Raw genomic sequence first — 23,106 nt, forward strand, 5'->3', positions numbered from 1 at the left:
ACATGGAAGGAGAAAAAATGTTTAAAAAAGTGGCTCCTTATATAGGAGAGTACAAGAAATACACAATATGGGCTGTTATAGCTATGTGTATTGGTATTGTGGCAAGCGTAATGCCATATTATTTCCTTTATCAAATTATTTCACCCCTTACCAAGGGCGAGAGTATTAGTTTTCAATTTGTAATGCTAAGGGTATTGGCTGTTGCTATTTGCGAGGTTATCTACTCTTTCTCGTATGTGCAGGGACTTACATTTTCTCACATAAGTGCCTATAACACTTTGAAAAATTTGAGAGTTTCTCTTCAAGGGAAACTGGAGAAACAATCCCTTGGTAATATCCAAAATTTGGGCACAGGTCGTATTAAGAAGGTCTTTACAGACGACATCGATATGATAGAGCTACTGCTTGCTCATGCTATTCCAGAGGGAATTGCAAATATTGTTGTGCCACTTCTAATCATTATCCTTATGTTTATCTGTGATTTTAGGCTAGGACTTTTATCACTTGTTCCACTTGTAGTTGGCATGTTTGCCATGAGCATGATGATGAAACAAGGTTACTCAAAGATGAATGCCTACTACGAATCAGCGGCAAAGATGAACAACACAATTATTGAATACGTAAATGGTATGGAAGTTGTAAAGGTATTCAATAAGGATGGAGATTCATACAAGAAGTTTGGGGAAGTGGTTAGAAATTATCGCGATTTCACCATTGCCTGGTACAAGGCCTGCTGGCCATGGATGGCAATGTATTCAAGCGTTCTTCCTTGTCTTACGCTTTTAATTCTTCCTGTTGGAGCATTATGGGTTATTACAGGAAGCCTTGCTCTTGATAAATTAATTCTAGTTATTTGTATGTCATTTGCAGTAGGACCATCTTTGCTGAAGGCGCTCAATTTTGCTGGCAAGTTTCCACAGCTTGATTATAAGATTACAGAGCTTGAAAATCTCATGGATAAACCACCTCTTAATGAGGGCAATGCACCTTTTAAAGGAACTGACAGAAATATCGTATTTGAAAATGTTAAGTTTTCTTACGAAGACAAAGAAGTATTACATGGTGTAAATCTTGAATTAAAACAGAATACTACAACGGCTCTTGTTGGAGAATCGGGAAGCGGCAAGTCTACACTGGCAAAGCTACTGGTCCATTACTATGACATAGATGGCGGACGTATAACAATCGGTGGGCAGGATATAACAGACATGTCCCTTGAGGCCTTAAACAATGAGGTATCTTACGTTTCTCAGGAGCAATTCCTTTTTAACACAACTCTCTATGAGAATATTTTGATTGGAAGACCTAATGCCTCACGGGAGGAAGTTTTGGATGCAGCCAGAAGAGCGCAGTGTGATGAATTCTTAGAGAGACTTCCAAATGGAATTGAAACTCTTGCCGGAGATGGTGGAAAGCAGCTTTCAGGTGGTGAGAGGCAGCGTATTTCTTTGGCCAGAGCAATTCTTAAAGATGCACCAATTATTGTATTGGATGAAGCTACTGCATTTATGGATCCAGAGAATGAGGAAAAATTAAATGCAGCCATCGATGAAATCACAAAGGATAAAACGGTACTTGTTATTGCCCACAGACTTTCTACAGTAAAAAATGCAGACAAGATTTGTGTTATGAAGGAAGGTCAGTGTATAGCTGCTGATAAGCATGACAAGCTTCTTGAAAGTTGTCCAGAGTATAAAAAATTCTGGGATGCATCAGTAAGTGCAAGTACATGGAAGATTAAGGGGGAAAAGGCATGTTAAAGATATTACATAGAATAGTTGCTATGACAGGGATTTATAGCAGTCGAATTAGAGCCTCATATATAACATCATTTATCAAGGGTGTAATGATGAAAATACCTCTTATTCTCAGCTTTTTTGCTATAAGCTTTTTCATGGAAGGCACTATGGATAAGAGTAAATGCTTGTATCTGGGAATTGGAATTGTTGCAAGTATTGTGCTTGAAGCGGTATTTGAGCATATAACAAATGTGCTTCAATCTGCCACAGGCTATATGGTATTTGCGGACATGAGAATGAGACTCGGCGACCATTTGAGAAAGCTTCCTATGGGATATTTCACAGAAGGAAATATTGGAAAAATAAGTGCTGTTCTTGCAACGGATATGGTTTTCATTGAAGAAAATTGTATGGGTGTTTTATCGGAACTAGTTTCATTTATTATTTCTCAGGGAATAATGATTGTAATGATGTTTGTGATGGATTTCAGACTTGGTCTACTATCAGTGCTCATTGTTGGGGCATTTATAGTTGTAGGAAACTTAATGCTTAAAACTACTTTGAAGCACTCTGTTATCAAACAAGAAGGTGCAGAGTCCCTTACAGAGGAGGTTCTTGATTTTGCAGAAGGTATAGGAATTATTAAGTCCTTCAACATGCTTGGTGACAAGTCTAAGCGACTTTCAGATGAATTCGAAAAAAGCTGCAGAGAAAGTATTCATTTTGAAATAGCATATGGACCATGGGCGAGAATGCTTTATCTTACATTTGGAATTGGAACATCCCTGATGCTTGTTTTATCAGGAATTTTATATTCAGGCGGAGAACTATCATCTTTGTATATGATAGGAATGGTTTTGTTCCTTTTCGATTTATTTGTATCGATTAAAAGCTACTATGGACAGATGGCGCGTCTTACCGTAACAAATGCAAGTCTTGATAGAATAGAAGAGGTATTTGCGGCAGAAGAGCTTAAGGATAGCGGCAAGGAAACTTTATCTGATAAGGTTAAGGTACAGGATGAAGAAGCTGAGATAGAATACAAGGGCGTAAACTTCGGCTATACCCAAAAGGATGTACTCAAAAATGTATCATTTAAAGTAAAGAAGGGTGAGATGACAGCCTTGGTTGGGCCATCCGGCGGAGGAAAGTCAACAATAGCATCTCTTCTTGCAAGATTCTGGGATATCAAGGAGGGAAGCATTTCTGTTAGAGGCAAAGATATAAAAAATGTGTCTCTTGGTAGTCTGATGGATCAGATAAGTATGGTATTCCAGCGAGTTTATCTTTTCCAGGATACTGTATATAACAATATCGCGATAGGAAGACCTGACGCCACAAAAGAGGAAGTAATGGAGGCTGCAAAAAAGGCTAGATGCTATGACTTTATAATGGAGCTACCTGAGGGATTTGATACAGTAATTGGTGAAGGTGGAGCATCCCTTTCCGGTGGAGAAAAGCAGAGAATTTCTATTGCAAGATGTATTCTCAAGGATTCTCCAATAGTAATTCTAGATGAGGCTACAGCAAGTGTAGATGCAGATAATGAAAGAGCTATTCAAGAGGCAATATCAGAGCTTTGCAAGGATAAGACACTTCTTGTTATAGCCCATAGACTAAAGACAATAAAGGACGCAGATCAAATTCTTGTTGTATCTGATGGTGAAATCATAGAAAGAGGAAACCATGATTCTTTGATACAACAAGATGGAGTATACACCCGTATGGTTTCACTACAAGCATAGTGGAGTGGACCAGGGGGACGGGGTTAGTGGGTCATTTTCAAGGAAATTGTCAGAAAATGGCCCACTAACCCCGTCCCCCTGGTCCATCTTTTTTTTATTGATAATTTTTATTGCGTATATTTATTGACAAAATAGGTGAGTTAGTGTACTTTATACGAGGTTAGTATAAGCTAACAGAAATTAGAAAAGGCTATAGGCGGTAAGTATTTTGAAAGCTGTAAAAATAAACCCGATTGTTTTAATCATCATAAATATAATAGCACCATCCATGTATATATTTATGAGTGGTAAGTATTTGCAAATTTACCTTTTGGTATTTGCATCTGCGTTGTTTATCTTAATGGGAAGATTTAAAAGATTAGCAGGATTTTGGGTTGTATATGCTCTGATGATGGGACTTTACTATTTGACAATGCAGAGTAAAGGAACAGAGTTTTTAGGACTTTTTATAATTGTCATAGTTCAATCGGTTCCATGCATAGCGCTGGCTACTATTTTAGTGACAAAGTACAATTCGGCTCAGCTGCTTTCGGCTCTTGAGACAATGCACATTCCGAGAGTTTTGGTGGTGGCAGTTACTATCACCCTTAAATATATTCCTACATTTAGAAGAGAGTTTTCATACATAACAGAATCAATGAGACTTCGAGGAATTGGGTTCACATGGAAACAGCCTGTGAAAAGTTTTCAGTATTTTATAGTTCCTCAGCTGTTTCGATGCGCTGCTCTTGCAGAGGAAGTTACGGCGGCAGGCCTGGTAAAAGGTATAGATGCTCCTATGAGAAGAACATCTTATTACGAGGAAAAAGTCACATTTATTGATGCGTTAGTCCTTATAGTATTCGCTGCAGGACTAGCTGGAGGTTTTGTATGGAAGCAAATGTTATAAAAGCAGATGATTTGAGTTTTTGTTATGAGGAATCATCAGAAGGTATAAGCGATATTAGCTTTACCATTGACGAGGGAGAAATAGTTCTATTAACCGGCAATAGCGGTAGCGGTAAATCTACACTCTTAAAATGTCTAAACGGTCTTATTCCTTCAGTTACAGAAGGAGAGATGAAGGGACTTCTCTCTATTGAGGGTGAAAATTACAGTGATTTAAAAATGCATCAGCTAAATCAATTGATTGGCTCTGTATTCCAAAATCCTCGCTCTCAGTTTTTTACAGACAATACTACGGCCGAACTAGTTTTTCCTATGGAGAATTATGGATTCTCCCCTGAAGATATGCGAGCAAGGCTTGAAAGCTTGAAAAACACATTTGGCTTGGATGATTTGTTAGATAGAGATATTTTTTCTTTATCAAGTGGAGAAAGACAACTTATAGCTCTTGCCTCTGCTGTTACCATGAAACAAAAAGTGCTTTTGTTCGACGAACCTTCCGCGAATTTAGATTACGGTAACGCCATGAAGCTTGGAAGAATTCTGAAAAAGCTTCGAGACAAGGGCTATACAGTTATAGTTGCAGACCATAGATTTTATTATTTGAGTGGTGTTATTGACAAAGTGCTTTTTATGGATGATGGAAAGCTTGTGATTTGCAACAGCGAGGATGAATTCAAGCAGGGTTCATACAACACAAGAAGCTTTGATATTTTTTCTATCAACATACCTTTTTCAGAGAATGCATCTCAAGAAAAAACTGTGGCAAGACTAGAAAATGTTTGCTACAAAGACATCTTAAAAGGCGTAAATCTTTCCTTGAACAAAGGTGAGATTACAGTGCTAGTAGGAAATAATGGGGCAGGCAAAACAACTATAGCAAAGACTCTATGTAAGAGTATCAAGCCTGACAGTGGCAAGGTTGATATAGATGGACTTCCATTTTTTATCATGCAAGATCCTGACTACCAGCTGTTTGGCACATCGGTGGAAAATGAGCTTGAGCTTGTGAAAAAAGACCCAAAGGCCATAGATGAAATTCTAGAGTATTTAGGGCTTTCAAAATATAAATACAAGCATCCATTTGATTTGAGTGGTGGACAAAAACAGAGACTTCAGATTGGAATGGGCATGCTATGTGACAGAGAATTAATCGTTTTTGATGAGCCTACAAGTGGACTTGACGTATACTCCATGCTCAATGTTTCTAAAGAGATAAAAAAGCTAAAAGAAAAAGCTGGAATACTTGTAATATCCCACGACTATGAATTTATCCGTCACGTGGCAAATAGAATCGTATACCTGAATGACGGTGTGATTGAAAAAGATTTTATTTTGGACGAGAGTACCTTGTCTGAATTAAATAATATTTTTATGCAAATGCAGGAGGAAGAATAATATGAAAATGCTCAAAATCAAAGATGTTGTAATGGTTGCATTACTTACAGCATTGTACTTCATTATTTACAACATTGGTGGAATGGCTGCTATGGTATTTGGACCTTTTGGTCACGCTATTAGTCCAGGAATTTGCGGATTGTTATGTGGTGTTGTTATGTATTTTGTAAGCAGAAAGGTTGGAAAGTTCCTTCAGTTTACATTGATGCAGGCAATCGTAATGATTCTTTTCAGCATCATGGGTGCAGGATATATTCCATGGGTTATCACATCTATGGTAGCTGCAGTTATCGCTGATATAATTGCATCTCGCGAGGCAAAGCCAGCTGTATGGAAGCTTGCTGTTGCATCAGGTGTGTTCCATGTGGGACAGGCTCTCGGCTCAATCATCCCTTCAATGTTCTTTATGGAGAGCTACAAGGAAGACTGGATTGCAAGAGGCCAGACTCCAGAACAGATGGACGCCATGATTAAGTGTGCAACAGGTGTTATGGGTGTACTTGCAGTTGTTGTAGTATTCGTACTTGCTTTTGCAGGTATCTTTGTAGGACACGCAATTCTTAAAAAGCATTTTGCTAAGAAGGAATTACAGGCAGCTTAAAAGTTTTCCCCTAAAGAGAATAGTTGCTCTTTAGGGGAATTTTAAAATTTTTTAAAGTAATGAAACGGTGTTTCAATGGAGAATAGTTATGAATTTATCTATTAAACAAGAACTGGAAGCTCGCTATGAAAAGGAAGTGTGGATAGATACCACCCTTGGAGAAGCCTTAGAAAATTGGGCTGAAAAATACCAGGATAAGGTAGCAGTCACATTTGACCAAGTGGATTATTCTTACGAAGACTTAAATGAAAAGGCAAGTAGAGCTGCTAATGGATTGCTGAAAATGGGATTCAAGCCAGGAGAGCATATTGTGGTTCAACTTCCAAATTCTTACGAATTCATAGCCCTTGTCTTTGGAATGTTTAAGGCGGGAATAATTCCGATTTTCGCACTTCCAGCCCAAAGAAAAAATGAGATATATGGAATTCTCAAAAATGCAGATGCTACTGGATACGTAATAGCGGATTCATTTATGGGATTTGACTATTTAAGCCTAGCAAATGAAGTAATTGAGATGGGCTATGAGGGAAAAGTTTTGGTTTCAGGAGACTGTAAAACATTTCTTTCCACTGAGGATTTGTACAGAGAAAGCGCTGACGTGCTGGTAGAGAATATTTCTTCTAGCTCCGTGGCACTGTATCTTTTGTCAGGTGGAACCACAGGAATACCAAAGCTTATTCCTAGACGACACGGAGATTACCTTTACATGGCAAGTCAGGTGGCAAAAAGATGCGAGCTAGATGAAGAAAGCGTGTATCTTGTTTCCCTGCCTGTTGAGCACAATTTCCCATGGGGATGCCCGGGAGTTATCGGAACCCTTTTGACAGGTGGTCGAGTTGTAATTGCCACTGTTTCAAGTCCAGATGAAATCCTTGGTCTTATTGAAGATGAGGGAGTTACTATAACAGCTCTTGTTCCTGTTCTTGCTAATATGTGCATCGATTTACTTGAGTACGATGATTTTGATTTATCCACACTTAAGGTTGTTCAAATCGGCGGCTCAGTTCTTGATCCGAACTTGGCTATGAGAATTGAGGAGAGTTTTGAATGTACATTACAGCAGGTATTTGGAATTGCAGAAGGATTAATCTGTACAACAAAACTTGATGATGATGAAACCAGATTTTACAAGCAAGGCACACCGGTATCCAGCTATGATGAGCCTCGAATTGTAGATGAAGAGGGAAGAGATTTGCCGGCAGGAGAGTTTGGGCATTTGATTACTCGCGGTCCTTACACTATTTACAGCTATTTCAAGGGTGCCAAAGAGTGTGTAGATGAGCAGTGCTATTTCCTTACAGGTGACAGAGCTAGATTCTGCGAGGATGGAAACATCCAGGTGGTTGGTCGCCTTATGGAAATGATTAACAGAGCTGGAGAAAAAATTGACCCAACAGAACTCGAAGACATGCTTGTATCTCATCCGGAAATTGAGGATGTGCAGGTGGTTGGAATCAAGGATGACAATCTAGGTGAAAAGATATGCGTGTTTATCAGGGATGATGAAGAGTCGTTAAAGCTAAATGAAATCAGAGAATTCTTGATATCTAATAAGGTGGCGGCCTTTAAGCTTCCAGATCAAATCAAGTATGTTTCTGATTGGCCGCTTACAAATGTGGGCAAAATCAATCGCAAAGAACTTAAGAAAATGGGAGAAATAATATGAGCAAAGATGTAAAGAATGAGGCTATAGAGTTTATAAGACAAGAGTTAGCTAAGCAGTTGCCTGGCGCTTCATTTTCTGATTCTGATAACCTTGTTCAATTTGGTCTTAGCTCAATTATGGTAATGCAAATTTCCAGCCGTCTACGTAAATACGGATTGAGAATTCCATTTGCAAAGCTTTTTGCCACTCCAAATGTAGATGCCTGGATAAAGCTGATTGAATCTGCAGAAGTAAAAACTAAGAAACGAGACAAAAATGAGGAATCTGTAGAGGCAGATAACTGCCCATTTAGATTGACAGATGTCCAGTATGCATATCTTGCTGGTCGAGATGAGGAGAGAACTCTTGGAAAAGTTTCCTGCCACGCATATATGGAATTTGATGGCCAGGATATTGATGCTGCAAGACTTGAGGATGCATGGAACATGGTCCAAAACAAACATCCAATGCTTAGGGCAAAATTCTCAGAGGATGGCATGCAGCAGTTTATGGAAGCTCCTTATTCAAGGGAGATAACAGTTGTTGATTGTACTAGGGCCTCTGATGATGAGATTGAAAAGCAGATAAATAGCTTGCGAGAGTCTAGAAGTCACAGAAAGCTAAAAGTAGCCCTTGGTCAGGTGGCAGGACTTGCCCTTATAAAACTTCCTGACGGTAAATCAAAGATGATTTTAGATGTAGATTTACTAGTTGCCGATGTGGCCAGTATAGGAATTATTTTAGATGATTTGGCCGTGGCTTATGAATCAGGAAAGCATACGCCTTTAGGAAGCTATAATTTCAAAAATTATTTGGCAGACCAGGCAAACATAGACAGCCAAAAACGCCAGGAGGATATAGAGTTTTGGAAAGGCAAAGTGGATAACATGCCAGAATGTACTCCGAACCTACATCTTAAGGTGGAGCCTGAAAAGCTTGAAACTCAGAAATTTGAGAGAAAACAAAAGGATATCCAGGCTGATTGTTGGAGCAAAATCAAATCTATAGCCGCAAAATATGAAATTACTCCATCAATGGTGCTTCTAACAGCATACTGTCTGGTTATTGAAAGATGGTGCAATCAGGAATCCTTTTTTGTAAATCTTCCTTTGTTTGATAGAAAAATGGAGGATGAGAATGTAGAAAAAATGGTGGCAGATTTCACTAATCTACTTCTTGTTGACTATCACAGAAAAGCTGGGGAAACATTTCTTGATACGTCTATACGGATTAAGAAAACATTCCTTGAGAACATGAGCCATGATTCATGCTCAGGAGTTGAGGTCCAGCGAATGGTGCAAAAGAAAAATGGAAACATGAATATTGTTGCACCAGTTGTTTTTGCCTGCAATATCGACGCTTCAATTGAGACAGCAAATTCCAGAAGAGTTTTTTCTGATATGAGCTATATGATTTCCCAGACTCCTCAGGTGTGGCTTGACTTTCAGATGTATGAAAGAGACGGCATGCTTCAAATATGCTGGGATTCTGTAGTGGGACTTTTTGAAGAATCAATGCTTGAAGATATGCAACAGGCTCTTGTAAATCTTCTTACAAAGCTAACGGATGAAAGTCAGTGGAAGGAAGTTCACGACCTTCTTCCAGAATATCAGCTTGGTTTCTATGAAAAAGAAATCGAGAATGTGAAAGCGTACCTTGCAAAAGACAAGAGCTTAATTACGGATGTAATGAGTGCATGTCTTGAGGCGCCAGATAGCATTGCTCTTATTGATGCCATAGATGATAAAAAGGTTACCTACAGAGGCCTGCTTGAAAATGCCTCTATGGTGGCAAATTATCTAAAAGAAAATGGTGTTAAACCAAGGGATTATGTAGGCGTGAGAATACCACGTTCTCTAGAGCAGATTTATTGCTGCATGGGTGTTTTGATGGCGGGAGCCTGCTATGTGCCTATAGGAGCGGCTCAGCCTAAGGAGCGAATCAAGCAGCTTTCATCCCAAATTGATTTAGCCTTTGTGATTGAGGATTACTCACAGGTTAATTCAAGAGAAAATAGTCTTGATGCATACATAAACTCAGGCGAGGATAGCGCCTATATCATAATGACATCAGGTAGCACCGGTGTTCCAAAATGCGTTGAGATTTCTCACAAAAGCGCCATGAATACAATCGATGAGGTTACAAGACTTGCAAATGTGGACAGTAATTCTGTTGCTTTGGCGGTTGCTTCCTTTGACTTTGATTTATCCGTTTATGACATGTTTGGAATACTTGGAGCAGGCGGCACACTAGTTGTATTAGATGAAGAGAATGCTAAGAATCCAGAAAAGTGGGCTCAGGCCATAGAAAGTTACGGGGTCAATCTATGGAACTCAACTCCAATGGCTTTTGATATGTGTGTTACTTATTTTGAAAGCTTAGGAGAGCCACTTAGTGTGGATACAGCTTTACTTTCAGGTGACTGGATTCCACTTGATTTAACAAGTAGATTTAGGAAGCTAAATTCCGACGGAAAAGTCATTGCTATGGGTGGCGCTACAGAGGCAGCTATTTGGTCAAATTATCTTTTGGTTCCAGATACTATTCCTGATGAATGGAAGTCCATTCCATATGGCAGACCTCTTGCTGGTCAGACTTATCGAGTGGTAGATGAGCTGGGAAGAATTTGCCCATTTTATGTGGCAGGCGAATTATGGATTGGCGGTCACGGTGTGGCAAAGGGCTATAAGGGCGATGAAAATCTTACCAACCAGAAATTTATAGAGGATGAGATTTCTTGGTACAGAACAGGTGACCAGGGATTGATTTGGGATGATGAGACCATTGAGTTCTTAGGGCGCAAGGACCATCAGGTAAAAATCAAAGGCTACCGTATCGAGATTGGCGAGGTAGAAAGCGGCATAAACAGAATTGATTACATCAAAAACGCTGTGGTCTGCATAATTGATGAGACAAAAAGAAAGAGACTGGCAGCGGCAGTGGTTATAGATGAGAATCAGTTGCCAAAAAGCGATTTTGATGAAGAAAAGCTGGTGGCGGATATTGAAAACTATATTCCAAATTACATGGTTCCAGAAATATTCAAGCTGATGGATTCGATTTCAGTAACAGCCAATGGAAAGCCAGATAGAAAAGCTATTAAACAGCTTATTGAGGATGAACTTGTGGGAGAGTCTTTTGTGGCTCCACAGGGAGATATCGAAAAGGCCATATATAAAGTTTGGTCTGAAGTACTTGAGATTAAAGAAATATCTCGAGAAGACAATTATTTTTCAATTGGTGGCGATAGCTTAAAAGCTGTTTCCATAGTTTCAAAATTGAAAAAAGAGGTTGACCCAAGTATTAAGTGGACAACCAATATGCTATACAAATCTCCAACAATCAAAGCACTTGGCCAAATCGTAGAGGCCAACATGGAAGAAATGGAGGAGGATGTTATTTAGGCATCTAGTAGACACTTATTAATTTGCAACATGAGGTGAATAATGGAAAAGCTAGATTTAACCAAAGAGATTAAAGAACTAGAGTTGAAGAATATCCATATTTGGTGTGAGGATAATCAATTGAAATTCAAAGCGCCAAAGGGTGCAGTTACACCAGAGATAAAAGAGTTTTTGATTAATCGAAAAGAAGATTTCATTGTATTTTTAAATAACAATAATAAGCTTCTTACTTTTTCAGAGGATGAGGGAGCAAGATATGAAAAGTTCCCACTTAATGATATTCAAAATTCATATGTAATGGGACGTAGCAATACCTACGAGTTAGGTGGAGTTGCCTGCCATGGATACCTAGAAGTAGAGTTCGATGAAGAAATTGATCCAAAGCTTTTAGAGCGTGCATGGAACAAAGTAATTGCAAAGCACGACATGCTAAGAGCAATTGTATTTGATGTAGGTTATCAGATTATTCAGGAATCTGTTCCTTATGTGGATGTTAAATGCATTGATTTAAATAATGGAGCAGATAAATCAGAAGTTGAAGACTTAAGAGCTGAGCTTTGTGACAAGCAGTACGAGCTTGGAAAATGGCCAATGTGTGATTTGGCAGTATCCCTTGAGGGAAAGAAGAGTATTGTTTACTTTTCACTGGATATGTTGATTGCTGATTTCTTAAGCATGAACTTAATCCTTAATGACCTAGAGAAATACTATCGCGATATCGATGCTCCTATGGATAAGACTATTAGATATCGAGATGTGATTTTATATCAGGATAGATTAAAGAAGATAACTAGTCCTGCAAAGCGCGAAGCAGAAAATTATTGGGAAGCAAAGCTTCCTACTATGGGAGAGGCAGCGGATATTCCAGTTATTAAAAAGATTGGAATCGAAACAAGCAGCTTTACACAGAAAAAAGTTTTCTTTGAAAAAGAAAAATGGGAAAAGCTTTGCAAGGTGGCAAAGGATAATCAGGTTACAGCATCTGTGCTTGTACTTTCAGCCCTTTCTGAGGTGGTAGCTAGATGGTCAGGAAATGATAAATTCTGTATCAACTCTACTATGTTTACCCGTCCACTTGAGGTGGAAGGTGTAAATGATGTTGTTGGTGATTTTACAGATGTAAATATCACTTCAATCGACATTGACCACAGCAAGACATTTTTAGAGCGTGTTCAGAAGATTCAAAATGATTTGTGGGATGATTTGGAGCACAACCAGATTTCTGGTGTTGAGGTTCTTCGTCGACTTACAAAATACAAAAAGAAAAATGTCATTATCCCAGTGGTATTCACAAGTACACTTGGACTTGCTAGCTCTGATGACGCGACTGTAAAGCGAAATGTCATTTACAAGATTAGTCAGACTCCACAGGTTTACATTGATTGCCAGGCCTGTGATGAAAATGGCGGCGCAAAGGTAAACTGGGATGTAAGAGACGGTGTATTTGACGAGGCCTTAATTGATCAGATGTTTGAAAGCTTCAAGCAGATTTTGATTGATTTTGTAGATAACACAGATGCCCTTCTTGAGAAGAAGGAGCCAATTGAACTAAGTGCAGAAAGTCTTAAGGCAAGAAATGAGGCCAACTCATTTGTAAAGGAATATGCACCAGAGATGATGCAAGATGGATTTTTAAATTCTCTTAAGAATCATCCTGACAAGATAGCTCTCAGTACAGATGAGACGCACCTTTCATACAAGGAGCTTTCTAGATATGTACAGACTGTAGCGGAGGTGTTAAAGGAAAATGGCATTCAACCTGGCGATAAGATTGGTATTGATATTGACAAAAGCCATTATCAAGTTGCTGCAGTTCTTGCGACACTTATTTGCAACGGTACGTACGTGCCTATCGATGTAAGACAGCCAAAGGCTAGAAAAAATAAGATTACCAATTCAGCAAATATCAAGGTTGTTCTTACAGATTCTGATTCAGATACATATGAGAATTGTAAGAGTGTAAATGTAAAGAATCTTACACTTTCAATGAATGATTTGGATGTAAGCGGACAGGTTACAGATTATGACCGCTTGGCATACATCATATTTACATCTGGTACAACAGGTGAGCCAAAGGGCGTTTGTATCACACATAGAGCAGCTATGAATACTATCTGTGATGTAAATGATAGATACGAACTTGGAGAGGAAGATGTATATCTTGGACTTGCAAATCTTTCATTTGACTTATCAGTGTTTGATATTTTCAGCAGCTTCAAGGTGGGAGGAATGCTTGTGCTTCCTACATCATCAAAGATTGCTGACCCAGGATATTTATATGACCTGATGCTTCTTAGACGAGTAAGTTTCATAAATGCAGTTCCAGCTCAGATTCAGATGATTGTAAACTATGTTGAATCAGCTAAATCTATCAAGAAGTCAAGCTGGCTTAGAACTGTAATTATGTCGGGAGATTGGATTCCAGTAAATCTTCCAAAACGTATATACGAATTCTTTGAGAATGTAAGAGTAGTGAGCAAGGGTGGAGCCACAGAGGCATCTATCTGGTCTATCTACTATGACATCAAGCCAGGGGAGACATTTGAAAAGAGTGTTCCTTACGGCAAGCCGATGGCAAATCAAAAGTTCTTTGTTTTAAATGAAAGCTTAGTGCCATGTCCTGACTATGTAACAGGAAATCTCTATATCGGAGGTATTGGTCTTTCAGCTGGATATTTAAATGACAAAGAGATGAACGATGCAAAATTTGTGTCACTTCCAGAGACTGGTGAGAGAATCTATAGAACAGGCGATAGAGGCTACTACAGACCTGATGGAAATATTATTTTCATGGGTCGTGAGGTAGGCGATGAGCAGGTTAAGATTCACGGACACAGAATTGAGCTTGCAGAGATTCGTTCAGCACTTACAGAGTGTACTGGTGTTGATAGCGCTGTTACATTCACAACAGGTGAGAAGGCTGAGGAGCTGAAAATTGCAGCAGCAGTCACACCTAGAAGAAAAGCAGCCGCTACAGAGTACAAAGTAGATGAGACAGAGCAGAACTGGTCAAATGAATGCGCTAAAAAGTGTGAGGAGTTTATCGATGGCGACTTGCTTGAGGCTTGGACAAAGAAGTCTGAGGAAGTGGTTGTAGGTGATATCTATAACACATTTGTATATTACAAGCTTTTTGATGAGCTGGGAAAGAAGGCATCTTTTGATGATGTAGTAAATACAATCGGAGTACCAGAAAAGCTTTATAAGCTTACAAAGCGTTGGTTAAACGTACTTGTAGAAAAGGGCGTTTTAGCTGAGGAGGACGGTCAGTACTATCTCATTGAAAACAATGTGGAGCTTGACAGCAAAAAGCTTTGGGAAGAATTTGCTCAGGCAGAGGCAGACTTTGAATACAGCAAGGAGTTCTTCAAGTACTTAAAGATGTCTAGTGATGTGCTCCCAGAGATGATTAGAGGAGATGAGAATCCTCTTAACATTCTCTTCCCTAAGGGAGATGTGGGACCTGCAATGGCATCTTACCATGACAACAAAATTAATAGAGTTCAAAACGGTATTGCAAAGACTGAGATTATTAATCTGGCAAAGCGTTCATATGCTGAGAATCCAGAAAAGACATTTAGAATTTTAGAGGTTGGAGCAGGTGTAGGTGGAACAACACTTGATTTGATTCCGGAGTTAGACGGTCTCAATGTAGAGTACCACTTTACTGATTTGTCTACATTCTTCTTAAACAACGCCAAGATCAACTTTAAGGATTATGACTTCCTTAAGTATGGCATTTTTGATATTAATCAGGATTTCTCAGAGCAGGGATACGATGCATTTTCATTTGACGTAATACTTTGTGCAAATGTGCTTCACAATGCAAAAAATATTCACTGGGTACTTGATAACCTTAAAAATATGCTTGTTGATGGCGGTATCATGACAGTCCTTGAGGAGACTAGAGTAAGCTACATTCTTCTTACTTCTATGGAGTTCAAGGATGGTCTTACTGGATTTGAGGATGAGCGTGCGATTGAAGACCAGACATTCTTTACAAGAACACAGTGGGAGAACAATTTCGCTGGTGCTGGTGGAAATATTGTATTTGAATTCCCAAGCAAACAGTCAAAGCTTGATATCACAGGACAGACAGTATATGTAGTCAGATATCAAAGTGAGTATGAGCAGCTTGATAAGAAAAAGGTCCTTAAGGAACTTTCTGAGAAGGTGTCTCCTTATATGATGCCAAGCAACTTGTTGGTACTTTCTGAGCTTCCACTTACTGCAAACAAAAAGGTGGATACAAAGAAGATTAAGAGTCTTCTTGAAGTGGTAGATGCCACAGGAGATGATGCATTTGCTACAAAGGAAATGCCAGAGACAGACCTTGAGAAAAAGGTAGCTGCAGTTTGGGCAAGAGAATTAAAAATATCTGATGTGGGAAGAAATGATAATTTCTATGACATTGGTGGTGACTCACTTTTAATTGCTCAGGTTGTAGGAAAGATGGTAGAGGAAATCGAAGAGGCAAAGGACTGGGAGTGGAGTTCACTTCTTACTGAGATGATGCAGCATCCAACAGTAAAAGAAATCTCTATTCAGATTGAGAAGTTCTTAAGCTCAAGAGATGAATTCGTAGATCCATCCCTTATCAAGATCAAGGAAAGCAAGAAGGAAAATGCCCAGTCTGTTGCAAAGGTACTTTTCCATGCTGGTACTGGTACATTATCCGCATATACGGAATTCATGACTTTACTTGAGCAGGATAGCAAGGATGATGAAGCTGTACTTGGTTTCTCATTTGGTAATGAGGCAGAGTACGTTTCAATCAACACTCCAGATACATTTAAGGTACTTGGAAAGAAGTATGGCGAGATTCTTAGAAAGCTAGGATATAAAAATTACGTGCTTATTGGCCACTGTGTAGGTGGACTTATCGCACTTGAGTCAGCTCAGTATCTTAAGGATAACGGACTTAGCGTTTCTGATGTAACACTTATCAGTGCAACAATTCAGAAGAACAAGGCACAGACAGCCTTTGGTGGACTTAACGATGAAATCTACTACAAGGCTCTTCGCACAAGTCTTGATAATGAGCTTCTTTTAGAGAGAACATTTGCAAAGCTTATCAATGCAAATGAACTAAAGGCTGGATATACAATTTCTGAGGAAAAGATGCAGGAAGTTATTCAGTACATCGTTAAGGAATTAGATGCCAATGTTTCTGCTGATACACTTTGTGCATTAGATGGAGAATACAAGGAAGTTGGAGATGAGTTTAGACGACTTGCAAGTAAGCCTCTTTCTGAGAGATTAAATAATTTGTACTCTGCTATTGAACGCTCTGACTCTGAGCTTATGGAACATGAGAGAAAGTTACTGAATACCCTCTTTAACATTTTCTCGCAAAACTTTGGCTGTGTAGCTTTCCATGTTCCAAGAGAGTACACAGGATTCGTTAGAATTTTCTCCTGCGAGATACAAGGGGCAAGCTTCTACCAGGAATTCTTCGGAGAAGACTATGAGACCTGGAAGCAGTACATCAAGGGCGAGCATACATTTGAGCTTATCAAGGGTCAGCACTTTGATTGTATCGTAGGAGAAAATCTAAATAAAAACATTGATAGAATTTTAGATTTTAAATTAGAGGACTAAATGGAGGTGCACTTTGAATACTATAGGAATTCTTGGTGCCACTGGAGCTATTGGAAGTAGAACTCTTAAACTTTTGCAGGGAAAATACAAACTTAGAACTTCGTATTTACGTAATGAAAGACAGTCCACAGAGGATTGTGAATACATGCGAGTAGATGTCTCTAAGGAAGAGGACCTAAGAAAGTTTATGGATGGTCTTAGCGCAGTTATTAACTGCGCTGGGGCGTCCTACTTAAATGGCGAAAGGGTATCAAAAATAGCTGGAGAACTTAAGATTCCATATATAGATCCATCTGGGGAAACCTTTTTGGAGGACAAGCTGGAGGAACTTAAGAAAGACAATATTTTTGTTTTATCTAGTGGATATTTTCCAGGCCTTACAGGAGTGCTTATGCGAAATACTTGTGAGGGCTTTGATGAACCATTATCAATCAGTGGCTATAGCGTAAGTGAGGAGATTCCATCTCAATCAGCGATAGAGGATTTCATTCTCACAAACCTTTCTGGATTTGGTGTTACAGGAAGCTACTACGAGGATGGCCAGATTAAAAGAGATGACACTCCAGTTGTGGAGATAATTCAAAATATGCCATATCAGCTTACAAATTATCTATCTGTGGAGGCTGAGCATATTGCAAGAGAATTTAACCTTAAAAAGGCTAATTGGTATAACGCATCCTTTGGGGAGGAGATAATAGGTAAATTGCAGCAGGCAATTATTGAATTCCGCCAGGGAAGTGATAGATACAAGGAAACTATAAAAGAGGTTCCAAAGCTTTTTGAAGAAAAGCTTAAAGATATAGAGGGCTATACATACATCTATGTAGAAGGCCAGGGAACAAAAAACGGTATGTTATATTCAAGCAAGTCTAGTGTGAAATGTAGCTGCAGCAGTGAGCTTAGCGCTCTTATTGCAGCAAGCACTGCCGAGTTTGTTTTAAAGAATAAAGTCGACCCGGGAATTCATTATGCAATGGATTTACTTAAGCCAGAAGATGTTATCGCAAGGCTTGAAGACTTAAATGTTGAATATAAACATAGAGAATCTTTAGAGCAGATTTTTGAAGTAGGGAAGGAGGATAGCTTTGAAGAATACGAAGAGGGCGTTATATAACGTCCATATTTTGGGAGACAAAAATGCTCCCAAAATCCTGCTTGTGCATGGGGCAGGATTTTACTGGGAAACATGTTTCAAACCATTTATCGATGAGTTCAAGGATAATTATTGTTTGATAATTCCTGAACTTGAGGGCCATAGCAAGGAGGACCCATCCTACATGAAATCAATTTCTGGCACAGCTCAGTTGATTTCTAATGAACTATTAGAGGTGGGCATCAATCAGATTGATGTGGCTTATGGAATTTCCCTTGGAGCATCAATTGTATGCGAAATTGGGCTGCAGAAAAAGGTCAAGATTGACAAGATGATTCTGGACAGTGGCCAGTACATTTCCATGGGAGAAATGACAGATCAGTATTCTAACTTTATGGCTGATGCGTTTATCGCTTTGGAGCAGGGAGTACATTTTAACTCTCCTGTAAAAGAAAGTATGGGATACGAGAACAATGAGGATGTAAAGGCGCTTCAGCCACTTTTAGGTGAAGGAATTTCAAGAGAGACACTTTACAACACATTTAAGGCTGTATATGAGTACGATGTGAGAAATGCTACTGAAAAGTTAGATAGTTCAGTCGTAATTATGTACGGCACTAATGAAATTTACGCACCTCAATCTACACCAGTTGTTTCATCGATTTGTATTAACGCACCACTTGAAGTAACTATTGAAGATTGTGGACACGCCCAGGCTTTATCAGAAAAACCTGAGGAGATTATGGGTGTAATTAAAAACTGCCTATAAAAAGTAAGGCCCCTTGAAAAAGCAAGTGGAACAACGATATACTATGTCGTGAATAAAACGCTGTTTTAATGGAGGGACATTATGGCACTTTGGGTAGAAGAGGCAACTGAAAATATTTTAAAAGCTGCAAAAGCTGAGTTTATGGAATGTGGTTTTTTAAACGCATCTCTTAGAACAATTGCAGCAAATGCAAAGACTAGCCCTAGATCTATATATACAAGATTTTCTAACAAGGAAGAGCTTTTTGCCTTCTTTGTCAGTAAGCATATGGACTATTTTTATATGACATTTAAGGAATATTTAAATGGCATGTCGGGAAGGCCTGTTGCTGTGCAGATAGCTAATAGACAGGGCGAGTCGAGACACTGTTTATACCAGCTGACAGATTATTTATATGCAAACTTTGATGAGTTTTACCTTTTAATCTGTTGCTCAGAAGGAACAGAATTTGAAAATTTTATAGAAGAATTGGCTTCTATTGAAGCAAAACATACCATCAAGTTTATTAATACTATTTCCCCTAAATCAAAGGAAATTGATTATGATTTTATTCATTTTATGAGTAGGGCATTTTTCGATGGATACTTTGAGATAGTAAGGCATAGATATGACAAGAATAAGGCCATGGAATATATTGATAAGTTGATTAAATTTAATGAAGCAGGTTGGAGCCAATTCCTCTAATAATTAGGAGGATAATATGAAAAAAGATAAGAATAATGGTTTAAAGCGTTTATTATCTTTTACTGGCAATAGCAGAGGTTTACTTACTGTAGCGCAAGTTTTATCAGGAATCAGTGCAGTATTTATTATGGCACCTTTCCTTTGCGTATTTTTTGCGGCAAAAGAGTTGGTTGTAGTTTTTGCAGGTGAGACACTTAACAGTGCAGCACTTGTAGGTTGGGGAATCAAAGCTGTAGTCGCTGAGTTTATTGGGTTATTACTTTATTTCATTGCTTTGCTTTGTTCACACGTAGTAGCCTTTAGAACAGAAAAAAATCTTAAGATGGCAACACTTCGTCATCTTTCAAAAATGCCACTTGGTTATTTCGAGGCAAATCCAAGTGGTATGCTCAGAAAAATCATTGACGATAACAGTTTCCAGACAGAGACATTTATCGCACATCAGTTGCCTGATTTAGTCGGAGCATACGTAACAATGATTGTAAGTTTAGTTGTTATGGTGGCTTTCGACTTTAGAATCGGTATTCCACTTTTCGTATTATTTGCAATTAGTTTTGTGCTTCAGGGAGCTCTTATGGGCAAGGAGAGCATGGAATTCATGAAGACATATCAGGATGCCATGGAGACTATGAACCATGAGGCAGTTGAGTATGTCCGCGGTATTTCAGTAGTTAAGGTATTTGGCCAGACAGTTGAGTCATTTACTAAGTTTACAAAGGCAATTAATGACTACAAGGAAAATGCTCTTGCATATACACTTTCCTGCAGAAAGGGTATGGTAGCTTTTTCTTCACTTATTAATTCAAGCTTTTTGGTGTTAATTCCAGCAGGTGTATTGGTAGCTCTTAATACAAATGATTTGCTTGGCTTTACTCAGAAGTTCTTATTCTACTTGATTTTCACACCAGCTTGTTCAGTAATGCTTAACAAGATTATGTACATGACTAGCTACAAGATGCAGGCCGAGGAGGCAATGCGTCGTATCGATACAATCCTTACAGCTACACCTATGGAAGATACTAGAGAAATTCAGAAATCAGAAGGATTTGATATTGAGTTTAAGAACGTTACATTTGCATACGATGGAGCAAATAAGAATGCAGTTGAGAATCTTAGCTTTAAGGTAAATGCAGGAGAGAGCACAGCTATTGTAGGACATTCTGGTTCTGGTAAGACTACAACAGCAAGCCTTATTCCTAGATTCTATGATGTTAATGATGGCGCCATCCTAATCGGTGGAGTGGACATCAGAAACATGAGCCAGAAGGATTTGATGGAGAAGGTTTCTTTCGTTTTCCAGAATCCAAAGCTTTTCAAGGAGTCATTGCTTGCTAATATCTGCGCAGGTCGTCCTGGTGCCACAAGAGAAGAGGCGCTTGAGGCAGCACATCTTGCACAGTGCGATGACATTTTAGCAAAATTCCCACAGGGAATTGACACTGTTGTGGGTACACAGGGCGTGTATCTCTCAGGTGGTGAGACTCAGCGAATTGCTATTGCAAGAGCTATCCTTAAGAATGCTCCAATTGTAATTTTAGATGAGGCTACCGCATATGCGGATCCAGAAAATGAAAGCCAGATTCAGGCTGCATTTAAGGAACTTGTAAAGAACAAGACAGTTATTATGATTGCTCACAGACTTTCTACTATTGTTGATGCTGACCAGATTTTAGTTATGAATGAAGGTCATTTAGTAGAGCAGGGTACACACCAGAATCTGGTGGCAGCAGATGGTGAATATGCAAAGATGTGGTCTAACTATCAGAAGACTACAAATTGGCATATTAAGAATACATCAGATGCAGAAAGTGAGGGTCAGGCATGTTAAAAAGAATATTTGCTCTTAGTGATGGTGGCGCAAAGGATTTAAAGAAGGGAATTGCAGCTACAGCTATATATAATATTTTATTGATGGTTCCAGTTGGAATTATGATGATGCTTGTACTTGAAATGCTTACAGGCATTGATACAGGAGTGTTTAAAACTGATTTTGGTGTAGGCGGATTTATTGCTCTTACACTGATAATGTATGTGATTATTTTTATCTCTCAGTGGATTCAGTATGACAAGACATACACAGTTGCATACGAGGAGAGCGCAAATAGACGTCTCACTCTTGCTGAGAAAATTAGAAAGCTACCACTTTCATTTTTCGGTGAGAAGAATCTTGCTGATTTAACAACCACAATGATGGGAGATTGTACAGCTCTTGAGCGAACATTTTCAAATGCTATTCCACTTATGCTTGGAACACTTACTATGTTTGCAATATCAGCTGTTTGCTTGATTGTGATTGATTGGAGAATGGGACTTTGTATTTTAGCACCTGTTCCTGTTGCAGCACTTATTGTTATTTACGCAAGAAAGGCTCAGCAGAAGGCAGAGGCTGCAAATATGGATGCAAAGAGAACAGCCTATGATGGAGTTCAGGAATTCTTAGATACTATTCAGGAAATCAAGTCATCTTCTAGAGAAAATGAGTACTTAGGAAAGATTGATACAAAGCTTGAAAATGTAGTTAAGGCATCTTTCAAAAACGAATTAGCTCCTGGCGCTGCTACAACAACAGCTCAGTTTGTTCTTAGATTTGGTCTTGTACTTGTGCTTTTAGTAGGAGCAAAGCTTGTGTCAGACGGCACACTTAGCATTCCATATTTCATTATGTACTTGATTATGGCAGGCCGTATTTACGATCCATTTAACTCATGCTTCATGCTTATGGCAGAGATTTTTTCTGCAATGGTTAGTATCAAGCGCACAAAAGAGATTGAAGCTATTCCAGAGCAGTCAGGAAGCCGTAATTGCCAGAACAATGGTTATGACATCGAGTTTAAGGATGTTGAGTTTGCTTACAATGATGAGAAAGTTTTAAAGGGCGTTTCATTTGTTGCTAAACAGGGTCAGGTTACAGCACTTGTTGGACCATCTGGTTCAGGAAAATCTACTGTATCAAGACTTGCATCAAGATTCTGGGATGCCAACAAGGGAAAGATTACTCTTGGCGGCGTAGACGTTTCTACTATCGACCAGGAAGTACTTCTTAAGAATTTCTCAGTTGTTTTCCAGGATGTACTTCTTTTCGACGACACTGTCATGGAAAACATCAGACTTGGTAGAAAAGATGCTACTGATGAAGAGGTTATTGCTGCTGCTAAGGCTGCATGCTGCGAGGAATTTATAGATAAGCTTCCAGAAGGTTACAACACAGTGATTGGTGAAAACGGAAGCACACTTTCAGGTGGTGAGCGCCAGAGAATTTCTATTGCTAGAGCACTTCTTAAAAATGCTCCAATTATTCTCCTTGACGAGGCTACAGCATCAATGGATGCAGAGAGTGAGAACCTTGTTCAGGATGCGCTTTCAGTACTTCTTAAGAATAAGACTGTAATTGTAATTGCCCACAGAATGAGAACTATCGCAAATGCGGATCAGATTATAGTTCTTGATGATGGTAAGGTCGTAGAGTCAGGCAAGCCAGAGCAGCTTATCACAAGCGGTGGCTTATATTCACACATGGTAGCCCTTCAGAAAGAAGCGTAACT

The 23,106-nt window shown here is 39.0% G+C and carries 13 protein-coding genes; all 13 read left to right on the top strand.

Annotation, left to right across the window (positions count from 1 at the left end; all coding sequences use genetic code 11):
• Nucleotides 1-17 precede the first annotated feature (17 nt).
• A complete protein-coding gene (locus F0Q01_RS02125) occupies nucleotides 18-1,760 on the top strand; it encodes an ABC transporter ATP-binding protein (protein WP_090485730.1) in 1,743 nt (580 codons plus the stop codon).
• Nucleotides 1,754-3,484: an ABC transporter ATP-binding protein gene (locus tag F0Q01_RS02130; protein ID WP_090485733.1), complete on the top strand. Its 1,731-nt coding sequence runs from the start codon at nucleotides 1,754-1,756 to the stop codon at nucleotides 3,482-3,484. The genes F0Q01_RS02125 and F0Q01_RS02130 overlap by 7 nt, the downstream gene beginning before the upstream one ends.
• 208 nt (nucleotides 3,485-3,692) lie before the next feature.
• Nucleotides 3,693-4,373, top strand: coding sequence for an energy-coupling factor transporter transmembrane component T (locus F0Q01_RS02135; protein ID WP_090485736.1), 681 nt, complete (start codon nucleotides 3,693-3,695; stop codon nucleotides 4,371-4,373).
• Nucleotides 4,355-5,767 (top strand): ABC transporter ATP-binding protein, encoded by a 1,413-nt coding sequence (locus F0Q01_RS02140; RefSeq protein WP_090485739.1) that lies wholly within the window; start codon nucleotides 4,355-4,357, stop codon nucleotides 5,765-5,767. The genes F0Q01_RS02135 and F0Q01_RS02140 overlap by 19 nt, the downstream gene beginning before the upstream one ends.
• A 1-nt stretch (nucleotide 5,768) precedes the next feature.
• Nucleotides 5,769-6,368: an MptD family putative ECF transporter S component gene (locus tag F0Q01_RS02145; protein WP_090485742.1), complete on the top strand. Its 600-nt coding sequence runs from the start codon at nucleotides 5,769-5,771 to the stop codon at nucleotides 6,366-6,368.
• 88 nt (nucleotides 6,369-6,456) lie between these two features.
• On the top strand, nucleotides 6,457-8,034 hold the full coding sequence (locus F0Q01_RS02150; RefSeq protein WP_090485745.1) for a (2,3-dihydroxybenzoyl)adenylate synthase: 1,578 nt from the start codon (nucleotides 6,457-6,459) through the stop codon (nucleotides 8,032-8,034).
• On the top strand, nucleotides 8,031-11,417 hold the full coding sequence (locus F0Q01_RS02155) for a non-ribosomal peptide synthetase (protein ID WP_090485749.1): 3,387 nt from the start codon (nucleotides 8,031-8,033) through the stop codon (nucleotides 11,415-11,417). The genes F0Q01_RS02150 and F0Q01_RS02155 overlap by 4 nt, the downstream gene beginning before the upstream one ends.
• Before the next feature lie 42 nt (nucleotides 11,418-11,459).
• A complete protein-coding gene (locus tag F0Q01_RS02160; protein WP_090485753.1) occupies nucleotides 11,460-17,018 on the top strand; it encodes a non-ribosomal peptide synthetase in 5,559 nt (1,852 codons plus the stop codon).
• Between the two features lie 13 nt (nucleotides 17,019-17,031).
• Nucleotides 17,032-18,132, top strand: coding sequence for an NAD-dependent epimerase/dehydratase family protein (locus F0Q01_RS02165; protein ID WP_090485755.1), 1,101 nt, complete (start codon nucleotides 17,032-17,034; stop codon nucleotides 18,130-18,132).
• A complete protein-coding gene (locus F0Q01_RS02170; RefSeq protein ID WP_090151714.1) occupies nucleotides 18,104-18,880 on the top strand; it encodes an alpha/beta fold hydrolase in 777 nt (258 codons plus the stop codon). The genes F0Q01_RS02165 and F0Q01_RS02170 overlap by 29 nt, the downstream gene beginning before the upstream one ends.
• Before the next feature lie 81 nt (nucleotides 18,881-18,961).
• Nucleotides 18,962-19,564 carry a TetR/AcrR family transcriptional regulator gene (locus tag F0Q01_RS02175; protein ID WP_090485757.1) on the top strand — a complete coding sequence of 201 codons (603 nt, stop codon included), beginning with the start codon at nucleotides 18,962-18,964 and terminating at the stop codon, nucleotides 19,562-19,564.
• Nucleotides 19,565-19,580: 16 nt separating this feature from the next.
• Nucleotides 19,581-21,392 carry an ABC transporter ATP-binding protein gene (locus F0Q01_RS02180; RefSeq protein ID WP_090485760.1) on the top strand — a complete coding sequence of 604 codons (1,812 nt, stop codon included), beginning with the start codon at nucleotides 19,581-19,583 and terminating at the stop codon, nucleotides 21,390-21,392.
• On the top strand, nucleotides 21,386-23,104 hold the full coding sequence (locus F0Q01_RS02185) for an ABC transporter ATP-binding protein (RefSeq protein ID WP_090485762.1): 1,719 nt from the start codon (nucleotides 21,386-21,388) through the stop codon (nucleotides 23,102-23,104). The genes F0Q01_RS02180 and F0Q01_RS02185 overlap by 7 nt, the downstream gene beginning before the upstream one ends.
• Nucleotides 23,105-23,106: the final 2 nt, after the last annotated feature.

Origin of the sequence: Pseudobutyrivibrio xylanivorans, assembly GCF_010906925.1 — a bacterium.
Lineage (GTDB): Bacteria > Bacillota > Clostridia > Lachnospirales > Lachnospiraceae > Pseudobutyrivibrio.